The sequence below is a fragment of the Acetobacterium wieringae genome (assembly GCF_026646375.1).
In the GTDB taxonomy this organism is placed as follows: domain Bacteria; phylum Bacillota; class Clostridia; order Eubacteriales; family Eubacteriaceae; genus Acetobacterium; species Acetobacterium wieringae_A.
The window spans coordinates 98,404-113,855 of the sequence record NZ_JAIPPU010000005.1 but is presented as its reverse complement, the minus strand read 5'-3'; the positions used below and the strand labels follow the sequence as shown (position 1 = coordinate 113,855).

At 42.2% G+C, this 15,452-nt stretch carries 23 protein-coding genes; 13 read left to right on the top strand and 10 right to left on the bottom strand.

Annotated elements, in window-relative coordinates; genetic code table 11:
* Positions 1-84: 84 nt before the first annotated feature.
* The 8 genes from Q7P33_RS06355 (at position 85) to Q7P33_RS06320 (ending at position 7,725) form a co-directional block, all read left to right on the top strand.
* On the top strand, positions 85-927 hold the full coding sequence (locus Q7P33_RS06355; protein ID WP_303868555.1) for a phosphate ABC transporter substrate-binding protein: 843 nt from the start codon (positions 85-87) through the stop codon (positions 925-927).
* Between the two features lie 97 nt (positions 928-1,024).
* Positions 1,025-1,906 carry a phosphate ABC transporter permease subunit PstC gene (pstC, locus tag Q7P33_RS06350; protein ID WP_303868553.1) on the top strand — a complete coding sequence of 294 codons (882 nt, stop codon included), beginning with the start codon at positions 1,025-1,027 and terminating at the stop codon, positions 1,904-1,906.
* Positions 1,907-3,112 (top strand): phosphate ABC transporter permease PstA, encoded by a 1,206-nt coding sequence (gene pstA, locus Q7P33_RS06345; protein WP_303868550.1) that lies wholly within the window; start codon positions 1,907-1,909, stop codon positions 3,110-3,112.
* 8 nt (positions 3,113-3,120) lie between these two features.
* Positions 3,121-3,879: a phosphate ABC transporter ATP-binding protein PstB gene (gene pstB / locus Q7P33_RS06340; RefSeq protein ID WP_303868548.1), complete on the top strand. Its 759-nt coding sequence runs from the start codon at positions 3,121-3,123 to the stop codon at positions 3,877-3,879.
* A gap of 14 nt (positions 3,880-3,893) precedes the next feature.
* Positions 3,894-4,625 (top strand): phosphate signaling complex protein PhoU, encoded by a 732-nt coding sequence (phoU, locus tag Q7P33_RS06335; protein ID WP_303868546.1) that lies wholly within the window; start codon positions 3,894-3,896, stop codon positions 4,623-4,625.
* Between the two features lie 281 nt (positions 4,626-4,906).
* Positions 4,907-7,171 (top strand): diguanylate cyclase, encoded by a 2,265-nt coding sequence (locus tag Q7P33_RS06330; RefSeq protein ID WP_303868544.1) that lies wholly within the window; start codon positions 4,907-4,909, stop codon positions 7,169-7,171.
* A 19-nt stretch (positions 7,172-7,190) separates the two neighbouring features.
* On the top strand, positions 7,191-7,475 hold the full coding sequence (locus Q7P33_RS06325) for a GNAT family N-acetyltransferase (RefSeq protein ID WP_303868542.1): 285 nt from the start codon (positions 7,191-7,193) through the stop codon (positions 7,473-7,475).
* A 49-nt stretch (positions 7,476-7,524) separates the two neighbouring features.
* The gene (locus Q7P33_RS06320) at positions 7,525-7,725 is read left to right on the top strand and encodes a hypothetical protein (protein WP_303868540.1); all 201 of its coding nucleotides are present in this window, start codon (positions 7,525-7,527) and stop codon (positions 7,723-7,725) included.
* 91 nt (positions 7,726-7,816) lie between these two features.
* Here the strand turns inward: Q7P33_RS06320 and Q7P33_RS06315 are convergent, their stop codons facing one another.
* Together Q7P33_RS06315 and Q7P33_RS06310 are read right to left on the bottom strand one after the other, a co-directional pair.
* Positions 7,817-8,416 carry a hypothetical protein gene (locus Q7P33_RS06315; RefSeq protein WP_303868538.1) on the bottom strand — a complete coding sequence of 200 codons (600 nt, stop codon included), beginning with the start codon at positions 8,414-8,416 and terminating at the stop codon, positions 7,817-7,819.
* A gap of 136 nt (positions 8,417-8,552) precedes the next feature.
* Positions 8,553-8,816 (bottom strand): hypothetical protein, encoded by a 264-nt coding sequence (locus Q7P33_RS06310; RefSeq protein ID WP_303868536.1) that lies wholly within the window; start codon positions 8,814-8,816, stop codon positions 8,553-8,555.
* A 389-nt stretch (positions 8,817-9,205) separates the two neighbouring features.
* Here Q7P33_RS06310 and Q7P33_RS06305 point away from each other — a divergent pair, with 389 nt between their 5' ends.
* The 5 genes from Q7P33_RS06305 to Q7P33_RS06285 all read left to right on the top strand — a co-directional run bounded on the left by Q7P33_RS06305 (position 9,206) and on the right by Q7P33_RS06285 (position 11,255).
* Positions 9,206-9,520, top strand: a complete 315-nt coding sequence (locus Q7P33_RS06305; RefSeq protein ID WP_303868534.1) for a hypothetical protein — start codon at positions 9,206-9,208, stop codon at positions 9,518-9,520.
* A 131-nt stretch (positions 9,521-9,651) separates the two neighbouring features.
* A complete protein-coding gene (locus Q7P33_RS06300) occupies positions 9,652-9,819 on the top strand; it encodes a hypothetical protein (RefSeq protein ID WP_303868532.1) in 168 nt (55 codons plus the stop codon).
* Positions 9,810-10,247 carry a GGDEF domain-containing protein gene (locus Q7P33_RS06295; protein ID WP_303868530.1) on the top strand — a complete coding sequence of 146 codons (438 nt, stop codon included), beginning with the start codon at positions 9,810-9,812 and terminating at the stop codon, positions 10,245-10,247. Before Q7P33_RS06300 ends, Q7P33_RS06295 begins: the two co-directional genes overlap by 10 nt.
* Positions 10,248-10,272: 25 nt before the next feature.
* On the top strand, positions 10,273-11,049 hold the full coding sequence (locus tag Q7P33_RS06290) for an HD-GYP domain-containing protein (protein ID WP_303868528.1): 777 nt from the start codon (positions 10,273-10,275) through the stop codon (positions 11,047-11,049).
* Positions 11,025-11,255: a FeoA family protein gene (locus tag Q7P33_RS06285; RefSeq protein ID WP_303868526.1), complete on the top strand. Its 231-nt coding sequence runs from the start codon at positions 11,025-11,027 to the stop codon at positions 11,253-11,255. Before Q7P33_RS06290 ends, Q7P33_RS06285 begins: the two co-directional genes overlap by 25 nt.
* Here Q7P33_RS06285 and Q7P33_RS06280 read toward each other — a convergent pair.
* Genes Q7P33_RS06280 through Q7P33_RS06245 form a run of 8 tightly spaced genes read right to left on the bottom strand, consistent with a single transcriptional unit; the run spans position 11,252 to position 15,426 of the window.
* On the bottom strand, positions 11,252-12,853 hold the full coding sequence (locus tag Q7P33_RS06280) for a complex I subunit 5 family protein (RefSeq protein ID WP_303868524.1): 1,602 nt from the start codon (positions 12,851-12,853) through the stop codon (positions 11,252-11,254). The genes Q7P33_RS06285 and Q7P33_RS06280 overlap by 4 nt on opposite strands.
* Complete coding sequence (locus Q7P33_RS06275) at positions 12,846-13,199, bottom strand: sodium:proton antiporter (protein ID WP_303868522.1); 354 nt, start codon at positions 13,197-13,199, stop codon at positions 12,846-12,848. Before Q7P33_RS06275 ends, Q7P33_RS06280 begins: the two co-directional genes overlap by 8 nt.
* Positions 13,196-13,588: an MnhB domain-containing protein gene (locus Q7P33_RS06270; RefSeq protein ID WP_303868520.1), complete on the bottom strand. Its 393-nt coding sequence runs from the start codon at positions 13,586-13,588 to the stop codon at positions 13,196-13,198. Before Q7P33_RS06270 ends, Q7P33_RS06275 begins: the two co-directional genes overlap by 4 nt.
* The gene (locus Q7P33_RS06265; RefSeq protein ID WP_303868517.1) at positions 13,581-13,844 is read right to left on the bottom strand and encodes a hypothetical protein; all 264 of its coding nucleotides are present in this window, start codon (positions 13,842-13,844) and stop codon (positions 13,581-13,583) included. Before Q7P33_RS06265 ends, Q7P33_RS06270 begins: the two co-directional genes overlap by 8 nt.
* Positions 13,834-14,379 carry a DUF4040 domain-containing protein gene (locus tag Q7P33_RS06260; protein WP_303868515.1) on the bottom strand — a complete coding sequence of 182 codons (546 nt, stop codon included), beginning with the start codon at positions 14,377-14,379 and terminating at the stop codon, positions 13,834-13,836. Before Q7P33_RS06260 ends, Q7P33_RS06265 begins: the two co-directional genes overlap by 11 nt.
* Positions 14,376-14,678 carry a monovalent cation/H(+) antiporter subunit G gene (gene mnhG, locus Q7P33_RS06255; protein WP_303868513.1) on the bottom strand — a complete coding sequence of 101 codons (303 nt, stop codon included), beginning with the start codon at positions 14,676-14,678 and terminating at the stop codon, positions 14,376-14,378. The genes Q7P33_RS06260 and mnhG overlap by 4 nt, the downstream gene beginning before the upstream one ends.
* Positions 14,675-14,938, bottom strand: coding sequence for a monovalent cation/H+ antiporter complex subunit F (locus tag Q7P33_RS06250; protein ID WP_303868512.1), 264 nt, complete (start codon positions 14,936-14,938; stop codon positions 14,675-14,677). Before Q7P33_RS06250 ends, mnhG begins: the two co-directional genes overlap by 4 nt.
* Positions 14,935-15,426 carry a Na+/H+ antiporter subunit E gene (locus tag Q7P33_RS06245; RefSeq protein WP_303868510.1) on the bottom strand — a complete coding sequence of 164 codons (492 nt, stop codon included), beginning with the start codon at positions 15,424-15,426 and terminating at the stop codon, positions 14,935-14,937. Before Q7P33_RS06245 ends, Q7P33_RS06250 begins: the two co-directional genes overlap by 4 nt.
* Between the last annotated feature and the right edge of the window lie 26 nt (positions 15,427-15,452).

Below are 15,452 nucleotides of genomic sequence, written 5' to 3'. Positions count from 1 at the left end.
CCTCCTCAAAACCTTTTATGGTTTTTTATTTGATAAGATAACTATGCAAACAACGAAAATTAAGGAAATTTGAAGGAGAAAAAAATGTCAAAAAAATTAAAAAGAGTTTTAGTATCACTGTTAGTTGGCGCGACCGTGCTGACCCTGGCAGGATGCGGATCATCAGGATCAACATCGACTTCTACAACGAAAGCGACGGTTTCTGGTGAAATCAACGGTGGCGGTTCCACTTCTGTTCAGAAAATTATCGATGCCGCTGGTTCAGAATTTACAGCATTGAACCCGGATGCCAAGTTCACTTACAGCGGAACCGGATCATCAGATGGGATTAAAGGGGCAACCGCTGGCACCTACTCCTTTGGCTGTGCTTCCCGGGAATTAAAAACCGAAGAAAAGGGTAATTTAACGGAACTGATCTTTGCTTATGATGGAATTGCCATCGTCGTAAACCCGGCCAATACGGTTACCAACCTGACCAAAGACCAGGTCGCCAAAATCTATATGGGCGAAATTACCAACTGGAGCGAAGTTGGCGGAGCCGATGCCCCGATCGTTGTAGTATCCCGGGAAGATGGTTCAGGCACCCGAGATGCAGTCGAAGAACTGGTTGGTTTTAAAGAAAAACTGAAAGCCGATGCCACCATTAAAGAGGGTAACGGAAATGTTCAGACAACGGTAGCCGGAAATACTAATGCCATTGGCTATGTTTCATTAACCTTCGTAGATAAAACCGTTAAAGCCATTGATGTCGACGGTGTTAAGGCAACCGTTGATAATGTTAAAAACAAAACCTATCCTATTTCACGACCATTCCTGGCTATGTATGATGAGTCAAAAGTTGATGATGCAACCCTGGCATTCCTTGACTTCCTGATGAGTACCGAAGGGCAGGCGATCGTAGAAGAACACGGTGGTATCGCAGTTTAATACCAAAAAACTGAGACTCCTGAAAAGGAGTCTCTCTTCATTAAAATAATCCCATGACAGCAAGTAATCAGCGTGGGTATGAAAAGGAGCGTTTATTTTGCAGGCAATTAAACGTAAGAAACAAAAAGAGAAAATCATTGAAGGCTTTTTTTTGATCTGTGCTTTCGTAGCTGTAGTCAGTGTTTTGGCAATCACAGCTTTCGTTTTTTACAATGGATTAAAACCCTTTATTTCCAACAGTTACCCTTTATGGGATTTTTTAACCGGGGTTGAATGGCGACCGGGTTCAAATCTGTACGGAATTTTTTATATGATTGTGGGATCCGTTTATGCAACCTTTGGGGCAATTCTGATTGGTGTACCAGTAGCGATTCTTACCGCTGTTTATATTTCTGAAATGGCCAGTTCCCGAATTGGTAAAAAGATCCGCTTTGCAGTGGAACTACTGGCAGGGATTCCATCGGTTTTATATGGGGTTTTTGGCTTGGGAATCGTTGTACCCTATGTACTTAATATTTCTCCGATGGCTCAGGGTGAATCGTTGCTGGCGACGATCCTGGTATTGGCAATTATGATTTTGCCAACCGTGGTCAGCATCTCTGAAACCTCCATCAGCGCCGTTCCGAAAGAATATCGGGAAGGTTCCTATGCTCTGGGGGCATCTAAAATTCAGACGATTTTCAAAGTGGTCGTACCGGCAGCCCGGTCCGGGATTATGACTGGGGTAATTCTGGGGATTGGTCGAGCTATTGGCGAAACCATGGCAGTGATGCTGGTTTGCGGAAATCCCATTGCGGGGATTCCCACCAGTCTGTTTGATCAGATCCGGCCACTGACGACCAATATTGCCTTGGAAATGGGCTACGCCTCCGGGGTTCACCAGGAGCTGCTCTACTCAACTGGGGTGGTCTTATTTATTTTTATTATGATCATCAATCTGGCTGTCAATAAATTGATTAAGGCAAAGGTAGGTAGTTAAATGGGAAGAACAGCAAAAGATAGTTTAGTTAAAGGGATTATTTATCTGGCCACTGGCATCACCTTAAGTGTCTTGCTATCGATTGTCGGGTTCATTTTTGTAAAGGGAATTAGTCTGGTAAACTGGGATTTCTTGACCCGGGATTATAATGAAAAGGTCGTCTATGCCTTTATGGAGTCCGGTGATGTACCACTGAGCATTGATGAAGAAAACCTGAACAATAAGCAGCCCTATGATCAACGCTATGAAACACTGCTGGAAGGCCCCATCTATGTGGAAAATATCGGGGCTGCCATTTCCAAGGTTTCTTATAAAAATCACAGCACCGAACGGGAACAGATTGTGATTAGTTACATTGAAAAAGACTCGCCGCTAAACGGGGCCATTGATTCTACCGGTAAAGCAATCATTATTGGCACCGATTATATTCTTCAGAGCATTAATGGCACTGATTTTAGCGATATGACGCTGGAAGAAGTATCAAAAACAATCTCAGCAGAATCAGGCGAATTGAAAATAAAAGTTGTTCAACCTGGTGGCGGCATCAAGTCGAATATCATCACAACGTTGTATATGGTCTTGTTGTCACTGATTGTGGCTTTGCCACTGGGTATTTTTGGAGCAATTTACTTGACCGAATATGCCAAACCCGGACGACTGGTGAATGCGATTCGTTTCGCAGCGGAATGTCTGGCAGGGATTCCGTCGATTATTTTTGGTCTGTTTGGGATGGCCTTCTTTGTAGTCGCTATGAATTTACAGATCTCATTGATTTCCGGCAGTCTGACTGTGGCCATAATCCTACTTCCGGTTATCATCCGAAGTACTGAAGAAGCACTGAAAACTGTGCCGATGGCCTTTCGGGAAGGCTCTCTGGCTCTAGGCGCCACCAAGCTGCAAACCATCTTCAAGGTGGTGTTGCCTTGTGCAGTTCCAGGAATTGCGACCGCAGTGCTGCTAAGCATTGGCCGGGTGGTCGGAGAATCGGCTGCTTTGTTACTCACGGCCGGAACGGTAGCGCAAATTCCCGGAACGCTTTTTTCACCGGGCAGTACCCTGACGGTACAAGCCTATTATGTGGCCAAGGAAGAAGGGAACATCGAGTTGGCCTGTGCGATTGGCATAGTCATAATTGTCATTGTTATTGTACTGAACATCTTGTCCCGGATCACTTCTGACAAGTTGGACGTCTTTAATAAAAAATGAGGAGTAATATGGACACAAATATAAAGTTTAATACTAAAAACCTGGATTTGTTCTATGGCGATTTTCAGGCTCTTAAATCAATCAATATGGAAATACGGGAGAAGGAAGTGACGGCGTTCATTGGCCCTTCTGGCTGTGGTAAGTCGACTTTTTTACGCTGCCTCAATCGCATGAACGATTTGATTGACTCGGTCAAAATTAACGGTGAGATTCTTTTTGACGGAAAAGATATTAACGGACCAATTGATGTCATCAATCTGCGAACTCGAGTGGGAATGGTGTTTCAAAAACCCAATCCATTTCCGATGAGTATTTATGAAAATATCGCCTATGGCCCGAAATGTCAGGGAATGAAGGATAAAAACCAACTGGATGCTCTGGTAAAGGAAAGCCTGACAAAGGCAGCCCTCTGGGATGAAGTCAAGGATCGACTCAATAAATCGGCACTGGGATTATCAGGTGGTCAACAGCAGCGGCTCTGTATTGCCCGAACCATTGCGATGAACCCGGAGGTGATTTTAATGGATGAACCAACCTCGGCCCTCGACCCTATTGCCACGGCCAAGATCGAAGATCTGATGTCCAGTTTAAAGAAAGATTATACCATTATTATCGTCACCCATTCGATGCAACAGGCGGGACGAATATCGGATAAAACCGCCTTCTTTCTGATGGGCGAAGTGATCGAATTCAATGAAACACCGATCATATTCACAAACCCCCATGATAAGCGGACTGAGGATTACATCACCGGACGTTTCGGTTGATAAGGAGAATGAACATGCGAATTGGATATAATGAAGAACTGCGAATGATTAAAGATGAAATCTTACTGATGTCGGCGATGACTGAAAAAATGCTGTCAGATTCGGTGGATGCGCTAAAATCTCAGGATTGTGAACTGGCCCGATCGGTCATCGACCGGGATGATCTGGTGGATGCCAAAGAGATTGAACTGCAGCTGGTAGTCAGTCAAGTGATTGCGACCCAGGGGCCGGTGGCCACGGATCTGCGACGGCTGGCATCGACCTACAAGATTATCACCAATCTGGAGCGAATTGCTGATTTAGCGGTGAATATTTCCAAGCGGGTGCTGGAACTGTCGGAAGTGGTTTACATGAAGCGACTGGTTGATATTCCGAGGGCCTGTGAACTGGCTGAGAAGTTGCTGAAGTTGGCCATTGCTGCCTTTGTTCATGAAGACATCAGTCGCTTAAGAGAAGTGGTGGATATGGAAGATGAGATTGATGCCCTTAATGTCCAGATTCATCATGAATGTCTGGCCTATATGATGGACAATTCGAAAAACATCCATCAGGGTTCGGTATTTATTTTTGTCGGTTCGTATCTGGAGCGAATTGGCGATCATGCTACCAATATTTTTGAAACGGTCTTTTATATCGTCACCGGTGACTACATTGATTTTAACGACCTGGATGAAGAGACGATTGAACAGACACTCGCTCTCCAAAAAAGGATCAAGGCCATGGAGCTCGAAAAATCAGCGGAATAATTATTAAAAATCAAGAACAAAAAAGTCGGATGAATAAAAAATCCGACTTTTTTGCAATTCTATTAATTTACCGTTAAATTTTAAATCGTTGATACATGGGTATCGATTTGGGTAATTAACTATTCAAACAAAAAATGACGAAAACAAATGGGCAAGTCGAATAAAAATGATGGTAATTTCTACCTGTCCTGTTTATAATGAACGTAGGCAGAGAATGATTATCAATTATTTTACGGACGCCATTTCTGGGTTGAATTTTTGCAAAAGGACTGGAAGATACTATGAATAAGAAAGAAACACGAAGCGCCATAACAGTCATCGGCGACGATAAAGACAGCGAAGAGCGATTAAGACGATTGGTCGATATTCTTAAACATCCTTCGGAGTCCATTCAGGAATTTTTGGATTACGCACTCACCCAGGCCATCGAACTCACTGGCAGTCAGGTTGGATACATCTATCATTATCATGAAGACCGAGAAGAATTTATTTTAAATACATGGTCTGAAGAAGTCATGGAAGCATGTCATCTCGAAAAGATGGAGACCATCTATCAGTTGGATAAAACCGGGATTTGGGGCGAAGCTGTGCGCCAACGACGTCCAATTGTCATAAACAATTTTCAGCAAAAAAATCCGCTCAAAAAAGGTTATCCCAAAGGACATGTCCCACTGAATAATTTTTTAACAATTCCTGTTTTTAAGAATCAGCAAATTGTCGGGGTGGTGGGATTGGCCAATAAAGCGACAGATTATGTCGAAAGTGACTTATTGAACATCACCTTATTAATGGAAAATGTCTGGTCAGTTACCGATGCAAAAAAAGCGGAACAGGCGTTAGCCCAAAGTAACGCCCGCTATGATAAGCTGGTACAACGGATTCCTGTGGGGATCTATACCATGCGCAGAAAAAGTACGGGCGAAACCCGGTTTGAATATTGTAGTGAAAAGTTCTGCCAGATGCTCGGGTTATCGGTAGCTGAGGTATTGGCAAACACCGATGCGGTTGACCGGGCCATTCATCCAGAGGATCGAAAGTCGCTGAGAACAGCAAAAAAAGGGGCTGCCAGGCGTGGTCAGAGTTTTCGCTGGGAAGGGCGTAGCTATATCGAGGGAGCGATCCGTTGGATTCGGTTCGAATCGGAGTTAACCCCGTTGAACAATGGTGATAGTCTTTGGAATGGCGTCCTTCTAGATATTTCAGAGCAAAAGCAGGCTGAAGAAGAACTAAAACGGACATCGACCCGGCTTACACTGGCAACTCGAGCTGGACGGGTTGGGATTTGGGATTGGGACATTTTATCCAATCAAATGCTTTTTGATGACTTAATGCTGGAGCTTTATGATCTACCAGAAAAAAACTATTGTGTCCCTGAACAAATGTGGCAACAGGCGATTCACCCGGATGATTTAGAACAATTAAGCGCAGCGTTAGAGCAGGCGATTCAAAATAAAGAAGAATACCATTTTGAGTTCCGGGTGGTCTGGCGGGATGGTTCCATTCATACTATTCGTGCTTTAGCAACGGTGCAGTACGACGACGTTGGAAACGCTGTGCGGATGATTGGTACGAATTGGGACATTACAGAAGAAAAAGAATCACATGCCCGAACCATCGAAACCAATCGACGGCTTCAGGATGAAATCATTGAACGACGATATATTGAAGAAGCCCTCAGAGCCAGCGAAGAAAAATTCAAAGCCATTATTGAGACGTCTCCAGATGGGATTGCGATTTCATCCATGGATGGGATCGTGGAGTTTGCAACGGAAAAATCGTATTCAATGTGGGGTCTTGACTCCATGGCGGAATGTGTTGGTAAAAATATTCTGGAATTTATTCATGAAAGCCATCATCAGAAGGCAATTTATTATGTCACCGAAATGATCAAGGGAAATTTAACTGGAGCAGCTGAATATCTAATGGTGCGAAAAGACGGTAGTTACTTTTATTGTGAGGTTAATGCGAATATTCTCCGGGATAATAACAACAATCCCATTGGTGTACTTTATATGGAACGAGATGTAACAGAGCGTAAACGGTTGGAAGAAGAGTTAAAAGAGTTAGCCATTAAAGATCAGCTTACCGGCCTTTATAATCGTCGCAAGATTGATGAGGTGCTAATGCAGCAAAAGTCTGCGGCTGATGATAGGGTACAGGATTTATCGGTTATTATGGTGGATATTGATTTCTTTAAAAAAGTAAACGATCAATTTGGTCATCAGGTTGGTGATCAAGTATTAACTGAGATCACCGAGATTTTGGCCAAAGGAATCCGAAGAATCGATGTTTTAGGTCGATGGGGTGGCGAAGAGTTTATCATTATCTGTACCGATACGGATCTTTCTGGGGCCATGGTTCTGGCCGAAAAACTTCGGGAAATGATTGAATCGCATGTGTTTAGACAGGTGGGAAATAAGACCTGCTCCTTTGGAGTATCCCAATTGCGTAAAAACGAAACGATTGATGCCTTGCTAATCCGATCGGATCAGGCCCTCTACCAGGCCAAGAGTCTGGGGCGAAATCGTGTGGTCGCTGAAAGTTAAGGATAGAAGGAGGAACTAAATGGAAACCATTCATGAAGCGAAAAATAAGTTTTACATGGGTGTCAATGAAGACGAACCCGTCGGTTTATTAAGTTATCATCTCGAAGGCCAACGCTTGATTATTGAGCATGTCTATGTCACCAAAGCCCTCAGAGGTCAGGAACTGGGAGTCAGACTTGTGGCCAAGGCAGTGGCGTTCGCCCGGGAAAACAAGCTAAAAATTGTATCCTATTGTTCCTATGCCGAAAAGGTGCTCAGTGAAAACTCAGACTATGGTGATGTCTTTTCAGACGAAACCGAGTAAAGACAGGATTAATAGGGTAAAATCGTTTCAAGTATAAATCCGGAAAAATATGGGACTGATCTTAAGTTTGATCTCGTTTTTTGATGCACTGATTCTGGTGGTTACCGGTATACTGGGGGTTGATCAGGTCTCCCAGGTTGTCCAGGGAAATACCGCAACAGCCGAGCAGTCAGCCGCTGCTAGCGAAGAATTATCGGGTCAATCGCAATTACTAAAAGAAATGATATCACGGTTTAAACTTAAAAGATAAGACTAAGAAAAGACAAGGAAGCATTTTTCCTTGTCTTTTTGTTGATAGAGGAGCATCGCTCCAGGATAAAAGTATTTTTACAGCTACAATATTATTTTTCTTTGGCCCAATCATCAAAACCCTGCATAACCTTATCATAGGTTTGCTGGGAGATCTCAGGGAGTTCGCCACCAAAGGCTTTTTTGGCACTTTCAAAACCTTCTTTAAAAGCGTTTCTCAGGGTTTCGATCTTGCTTTTATCACCGCCGGAGAGGGCTTTAGCAAAATCAATAATTCGTTCGGATGTTTTGTTGACGCCAAAATAGCCGTCTTCAGAAATCGCTTCCTGAGCTGCTGCCTGGGTTTCAGAATCGATCGTGATTTGAACATCTTTTCCCTCTGCCAAATCTTTAAGAACCTGACTGACTTTTTTGCCCTGTTTTTCAATCATGGTCTCAACCATTTTTTTGAACGACTCCGTGTTACGGGCGAAATCCTGTTTGATTTCGTTGATCTTTTTACGGTCGACCGTGTAGGTTCCGATGTCTTGTGAAGTTGCTGTGCCAAGTTCAATGGAGTCAAGTTTTTGCACAACTGGCTGAACCTTATCTGCAGCTTCGGGTTCAACTTTAACATCAGCATTTTGAGTAACGCCTTTGGTTTGAATCGCTTGATTCAAGGACTTGTTGGCATCAATTGCATTTGTATTCATAACAGCCTCCTTATTTAATATAATAGTAACGAGCTTCTCTAAACTATATCGACATAATTCGGTCAAAAATAACATTTATTTTAAATAGCACAGTTAAAAAACGTCCTTTCAGATTACAATATTGAAAGGACATTTTTTATCCGATCTGTTTTAAGGGCGACAAGGTGCGCAATGACTTTTCGGAGTGTTGTGATGGCGCTTCATTGGTTTCATGTTTTAGTTGTTCTGTTTCACAAGAAACCAATTTTATTTGGTCCGCTGCAATGTTTTGCAGGTAAGTCGCAAAGTAATCGTTAATAATTGCTGTTTCATCGGGGTCATCAGGAGTGATGGTCACAAAGCCCGATAAGAATGCCAACCATGGCCGGGTGCTTGTTTTAATGTCTTGAATCCACTTCATTTGATGAACCTCCTGTTTTCCAGTAATAGTTTTTTGTAAGGGAGACGTGTTGGTCGATGTGGTTTTCAGCTGAGATGGTTTGAATCGTATTGATTCGTTCTTACTATTAATATCGCCATAGTTTATAATAACTTTAGGATTTATGGTTAAAGATAAGCAGACTTTTGCCAGAGAATAAAAGCTATGATTTGCGGCTATCATACGTTTAATCTGAGCGATTGATAGAAACTGCATTATCATTGTTTAAACAGTTTTACGTACAATAACCAATAAAAGAGCTTGATAAAATTAAAACACAGTGATATACTGAAAAAATAAGTTAGCAATTACTAACTTTTTGTTTTGGGCTTTATGTTAGTTTATACTAATAAAAAATGCGGGAGTTAACAATGGTGAATACAAAAAAGGATCAGATCTTTACTGAAATATATATGGGTATACACTGCATATTGGTGCTATTGGTACTGGTTTATTATTTTTTTTCTCAGAAGATGACAGGGATGATGACGATCATGCTAATTACTTATGGAATCTTTATTGGTTTTGAACTTTACCTGCTTGCCATCGGGAAAATCCTGAAACTGGAAAATTTGTTAGGTGGTTATTTTCAAAGTATTGTGGACGTTCTTTTTATTTCCATCTGCAGTATCTATCTGAACAGCTTTTTTTCCTGGTTCTGCCGATTCTTTGCCTATTTATCCTGACGGCCAGTCTGTCGAATGATCGTACGAAAAGTATCATACATGGGTTGTTTGCGTCGCTTGGTTATCTGTTGGTGGGAATTTCGACAAATTATTTTTCTGGAGGTGTCATTTTTATTCAGGGAGTGTTGCTGATGGGTTTTAGTTTTTTTGTTGGTGAATTGAACCAGCTAATCAGTGATGTTTACAAGCGAAACCACTATGCAATGGAAGAAATCGAATATAAAAACCAATTACTGGAGTACCGGGCGACGACCGATTTTTTGACCGACTTGTCCAATCATCAAGCTCATTGGAAGTGATTGCCGAAAAACATGCATCAATTACCCTGATTCTTTTGGATATTGATGATTTTAAGACCGTCAATGATGTCTATGGCCATCTATCAGGAGACTATGTGATCCGGGAGGTTTCTCAGATAATAAAAAAACAGCTTCGCAGCTCAGATATTGGGACACGATATGGCGGGGAAGAGTTTGCAATAGTGTTACCGGGAACGGGGCAACCCTTTGGCCAGCGAATCGCCGAACGCATTTGCAAAACGGTTGCGAAATACCCTTTCGAATTTGACCATCAGACGATGCGGATAACCCTTTCTGCCGGGGTTTGTCATTCTACGGTGGCCTTCAACCGGGGAGAACAGACGATGCTGGTGGATCAGGCCGACGAAGCTTTATATTGTTCAAAAAGAAACGGCAAGAATCGGGTTACCAGCGCCCAATTTAAATGAGACAAAACGAGGAGAGGATAGTTTGATGACTGAAAAAAAAGCATCCCAAGATATTTATATTTTTTCCAGGTATTTAAACGAAGTGGATCAGCGCTATCGTTTGGCTGGTAAACAGGAACTATTTACCAAAAATTTCAGGAGTTTTCTCAAGCGGATGATTGCCAAACTAAAGTTGACATCTTTTATAGATCTGGAAAAATACCGAAATCCTCAATGTGCCAGTAATTGTCTGCCAGGTCACTCAATCCGAACCGCCTTAGTGGCTATGAGTCTGGGGCAGGAGCTGGGATTAAGGGAAGTGGAAATCACCGAAATCGGGGCAGGCGCTTTGCTTCACGACATTGGCAAACTTTTTCTTCCCCGGGAAATACTGGACAAACCCTGCAAACTTAGTGATCAGGAATTTGAAGTAATTAAAACTCATTCAGAAATTGGGTATCAGGTACTCAGCGGTCAGAAATGGCTGCCCCAGGCGAGCATCGATATTGTTCATAATCATCATGAGCGATTGGATGGGAGCGGCTATCCCAGGCATCTGATTGGGGATGAGATCCATCTGTATCAGCGGATTGTCGGCGTGGCGGATGTATTTGATGCCATGACCAGTAAGCGCAATTACCGGGAAGCGTTGAGCTATGAATTGGCATTTCAGGAAATCATTAACGAATCACCCCAGCTACTGGATGGACGAATTGTGTTTTTGTTAGATGATCTCATTAAACGAAGTAAGCCGACAGAAAGAGAATCATCCGAGCGATTAAAAACGAGGAGAGAGATATGCCATTATCCATGTGTCGAATAGGTAGTACGGTTATTGTGAAAGCGTTAAGTCTGGATGAAGAACTGTCAAAAAGGCTTTACAGCATGGGGCTGATTCGCGGTGCGGTGCATAAAGTCATTTCCACCGAGCATCAGGGACCCATGACCATTGAGCTATTGGGGAGTCAGCTGGCGCTGGGTTATGAGATTGTTGCTAAAATTCAGGTTGAAACTGCAAAATATCGTTAAAGGGTTATTTTTAAGTAGACGACCATAAAGGCAAAAAATAAAGTGATCGAAAGACAGATTTCATTAAAACCGAGTTCAAAAGAACGGATGAAAGCTAACGGATTTCTTTTTTTGAATAAGCTGCGGTAAATCAATAGTCCCAGCAAAATTGAGCCCACAAAAAGCAACATTTTTTCACCATCGGATAACGGGTTTATAGACAAATTGATCTTAAAAAGGATGGCAATCAGGTCACTGCCAAAAATTCCGCCGAGAAAACACAGCATGCTTAGGGCTAATACGACGGCCTTCTCAAGAATATCGGAGTTGGCTGCTTCTTTTTTGCCGGAATGGCCGAACAGAAGCTGACCATATTTCATAAAAACGATTATGGTTCCCAGATTGATCAGAATCAGACCAGATTCGATCCAACTACCACTGGCACCAGCGGCGATCAAAAATTTAGAGATGCTGCCATTAAACAGCGGCGCCCCAATGATCCCTAAAATTGATAAAATCGTTGCTACCCCGACGGCGGGCATGTGTGAATAAACACCATGGATCTCGCTAATCTTTCGGGTTTTGTACTCGGAGATGATCATCCCAGCTGTGAGAAATAATGTTGATTTAAAAATAGCGTGATTCATCAGATGATAAAGGCCGCCCCAGTAAGCAGTCGGATTGTTCAAACTAATGCCGATCATAATAACCCCAATCTGCGATACTGTTGAATAAGCCAATAGCAGTTTAATATCAGTTTGGGCTAAAGCCAGTATAAAACCGACGATAGCGGTGATAAAACCGAGGATCACAAAGAATTCAGAGGTATCAATCAGGGGCGAAAAGGCGGTCTGTAACCGGAGGAAAATGTAAATGCCAGTCTTAACATACAGGCCTGACAGGACAGCCGAAACTACTGACGGGGCGCTGGGGGTTCCATGAGCTTTGGGCAGCCAACTGAAAAGTGGCATCAAGGCAGCTTTTAAACTAACAGCGGTGATCATAAAGGCATATGGCAGAATCAGGCTGGCGGGATTGTTAACCTGACGGAGTGCTGCTTCCAGAGCATAAAAATCAAGAACGCCGATTTTTTTATAAAGCATTCCCAAACCCATTAAAAAAAATGACATAGCAACCACATTGATCAAAAAATACATCATCCCATCGTATACAGCAACAGTTGACTGCTTATACATAATCAATATGGTAATGATCAGAGTGGCGGCTTCAATCAGAACAAAAATGTTAAACAAGTCATTGGAAAGGAAAATTCCTATAATCAGACTCTCCAGGCCAAGAAAAAGAAAGAAGAAAAGGTGGTCGGCATAGTTTTTATTGTGAACAAATATGATCATTGCCAGAAATAAAAAACAGCTTAAAAAAACTAAGGCAGTGGCCAGTAAATCTGCCCTTAGAGTGATGCCGATGGTATTTGGCCAGCTCCCGATGTTTTCCAGTAGCGGACCATTTTGGCGTACCTCAACAAAGATCATGGTAACAACAGCCAATAAGGCGGTCTGAAAGAGAACCATGATTTTTTTGGCGGTTTTAATGGGCATCAGTTTTGCAGCAGTGCCAATAATGAGCGGTGATAAAATAAGCCAATGGAGACTAATCATGGCGATTCCTTTTTTTCATAACTTTTTGCCAGTTGGTTGATCCAAAGCGATGATAGAGATGAATAAATAGTGTTAAACCCGCCGCTGTCACCCCGATGCCAATGACAATATCCGTAATCATCAAGGCCTGGGGAAGCGGGTCGGCGACCTGTTGCGTCTGGACTACATCACCAATCGGCGGGACGCTCCCAGGAACTGCATTGGTACAAATAAAATATAAAATAATCGCCACCTGTATGATGCTGATGGACATGATTGATTTGATGATGTTTCTTCGGGCGATCAGTCCGTAAACGCCCACAAAAAAAAGTACAATACTGATGGTCTCACCATTAAGCGCAATCATAAAATTCCTCCTTCATAAAAGACAAATCGGAAAAAGATAATGGTAAAACCACTGCAGACTTTTAAACCGATTAAAAAATTCATAGCGATAAGATAAATCAGATTCATTAGTTCTGTATGGCTGGCGGAGGTAGAAAACAAAAAAAAGGTTGGGTAAAGGATAATACAGACAAAAAGAATTTTTTCTGCGGTTTTTAATGTTTTGAGTTGGATACACCGATTTGGATCGACCAGATACCGGGTGATAAATACTGCAGCCAGTACAGCCCCGCCCTGGAATCCCCCACCGGGGCTGGCATGACCATTTATAATAATGTAAAAACCAAATAATAAAATAAAGGGATATAAGAGTCCGGTCATCCGGGTAATGATTTCAGAATTATCAGTCATCGCTGCGCCTCCAGGATAAATTGACAACTGCGGATACACTGACGAGCAAAATCAGGGTTTCAAAGATACTGTCAAATACCCGGTAGTTTAAATAAATTGCGGCTATTGCATTTTGGGTATGGGTATCGGTGTTGAAGTGGTCAAGATAAAAACGGGCAATTTCTGGGGCGGCGACCAGTGGGGCATCAAGATTGACAAAAAGAACCAGACCGGCAAGGGTAGTAGCAAAAATCAGGGTTATAATTCTACGCTTCATTATCGTCTCCTTCGGTATAGCGAATCAAATGAATGTTCAGGTCGCCATGGTTTGTCAACAAATAATCTTCAAGGGCATCCAGCTGATAGTCATCAACACTTCCATAAATCAAGGTTTTCTGGTTAGTTTGACAGATGGCCAGATCAAATTTATCCTGAGTCAGAATGGTCTTTAAGGGTTTCTCAGAATAAATGATCTGAGGTTCCATTTCTTGTTTGATCAGAAAAGATTCAAGATTGTTTATGAATGGGGAATTATTCGTTAAGTTGCGTCTATTCGGATCATTTGGATCACTACAAAAATAAATAGTGAAGACCTGATATTTTTTGAGTGCCACCAGATATAAAACGGTCGTGATGGTCGTACCGATAACGGCTTCGGCTATGGCCACATCCGGGGCTCCATAAAGCAGATAAAGAAAAGAACTGATGAGCGAAAAAACCCCCAAATAGACAACCGCCCGCCGTAATTTTTGTGTGTTCAGAGCAATAATGGCCAGAACAACCAAAGTGATCAGAAGGATATTTGTTGTCATAGTCGGGTATCCTGATTGATGGTATTACCACTTAAAAAAGCTGATCGGGCGATGGCGTGGGTGGAAAGGGGATTGGTGATCATTACCAGTAGGGTAATTAACATGATTTTCAGAGCAGCATAACTGAATCCGGACAAAATAACGAGACCGATCATGATCGTTAAAAAACCAACCGTTTCAATTTTGGCAGAAATAAGAATACGGGAGTAAAAATTTTTAAAACGAAACAGACCAATGACCCCCAGTGCCATAAAAATAAGGGCAACGGTGATAAGCAGATTAGCTAGTAAGTCGATCATGACAGGTCTCCTTTCTTTTCAATGAATCGGGCAATCAGCACCGTACCGATAAACCCCAGAAGTGCATAAACCAGGGCCACATCCATTAAAAAGGATTGATCCGTAATTAGAGCCAGGATAACGATTGACATAATAATTTTTGCAGAAATAGTATTTAGTCCCAGCAGGCGGTCCCAGATCGTTGGCCCCAGAATAACCCGGATAAGCACCAGAACAATATAGATGGCAATAATCAATAAGGCTGTTTCTAAAAATGTCATCGATCCAAACTCCTTAATATCATTTCATAAGGGGAACAGCTTTTTCCTTCGGTAATATCAGTAAGGCTCTTTTCATCGGCGAAAGCCAAAATTTGAAGCAATCGCCCATTTTTACCAAGAGTCACTGTGCCGGGTGTCAGGGTAATGGCATTGGCCAAAAGACAGATGCCCAGATCATTATGGATGCAGGTTTCATACTCAATGATCTTGACAGTATCCTCACCCTTAAGGATTTTTAAAATTGCGAAAAAGCCGGAACGGTAAATCTGAAAAAATAAATAGATAGCGTAACGAAAAAGCACCTCGGGCTTAATTCCATAAGACCCCTGATAATCATTTTCCAGCAAATAACGATTGGTGAAAAATAGGGCGATTGAGGAAAAAAACAGGCCCACCAGAATCTGGGATAAAGCCAGACTTTCATTTAAAATAAGCCAGAAACCGGTAAAAATAAAAAGAAGAACAAGGTTATCAATCAGTTTTTTCATATAAACTCCTTTAACTTGGCGTCATG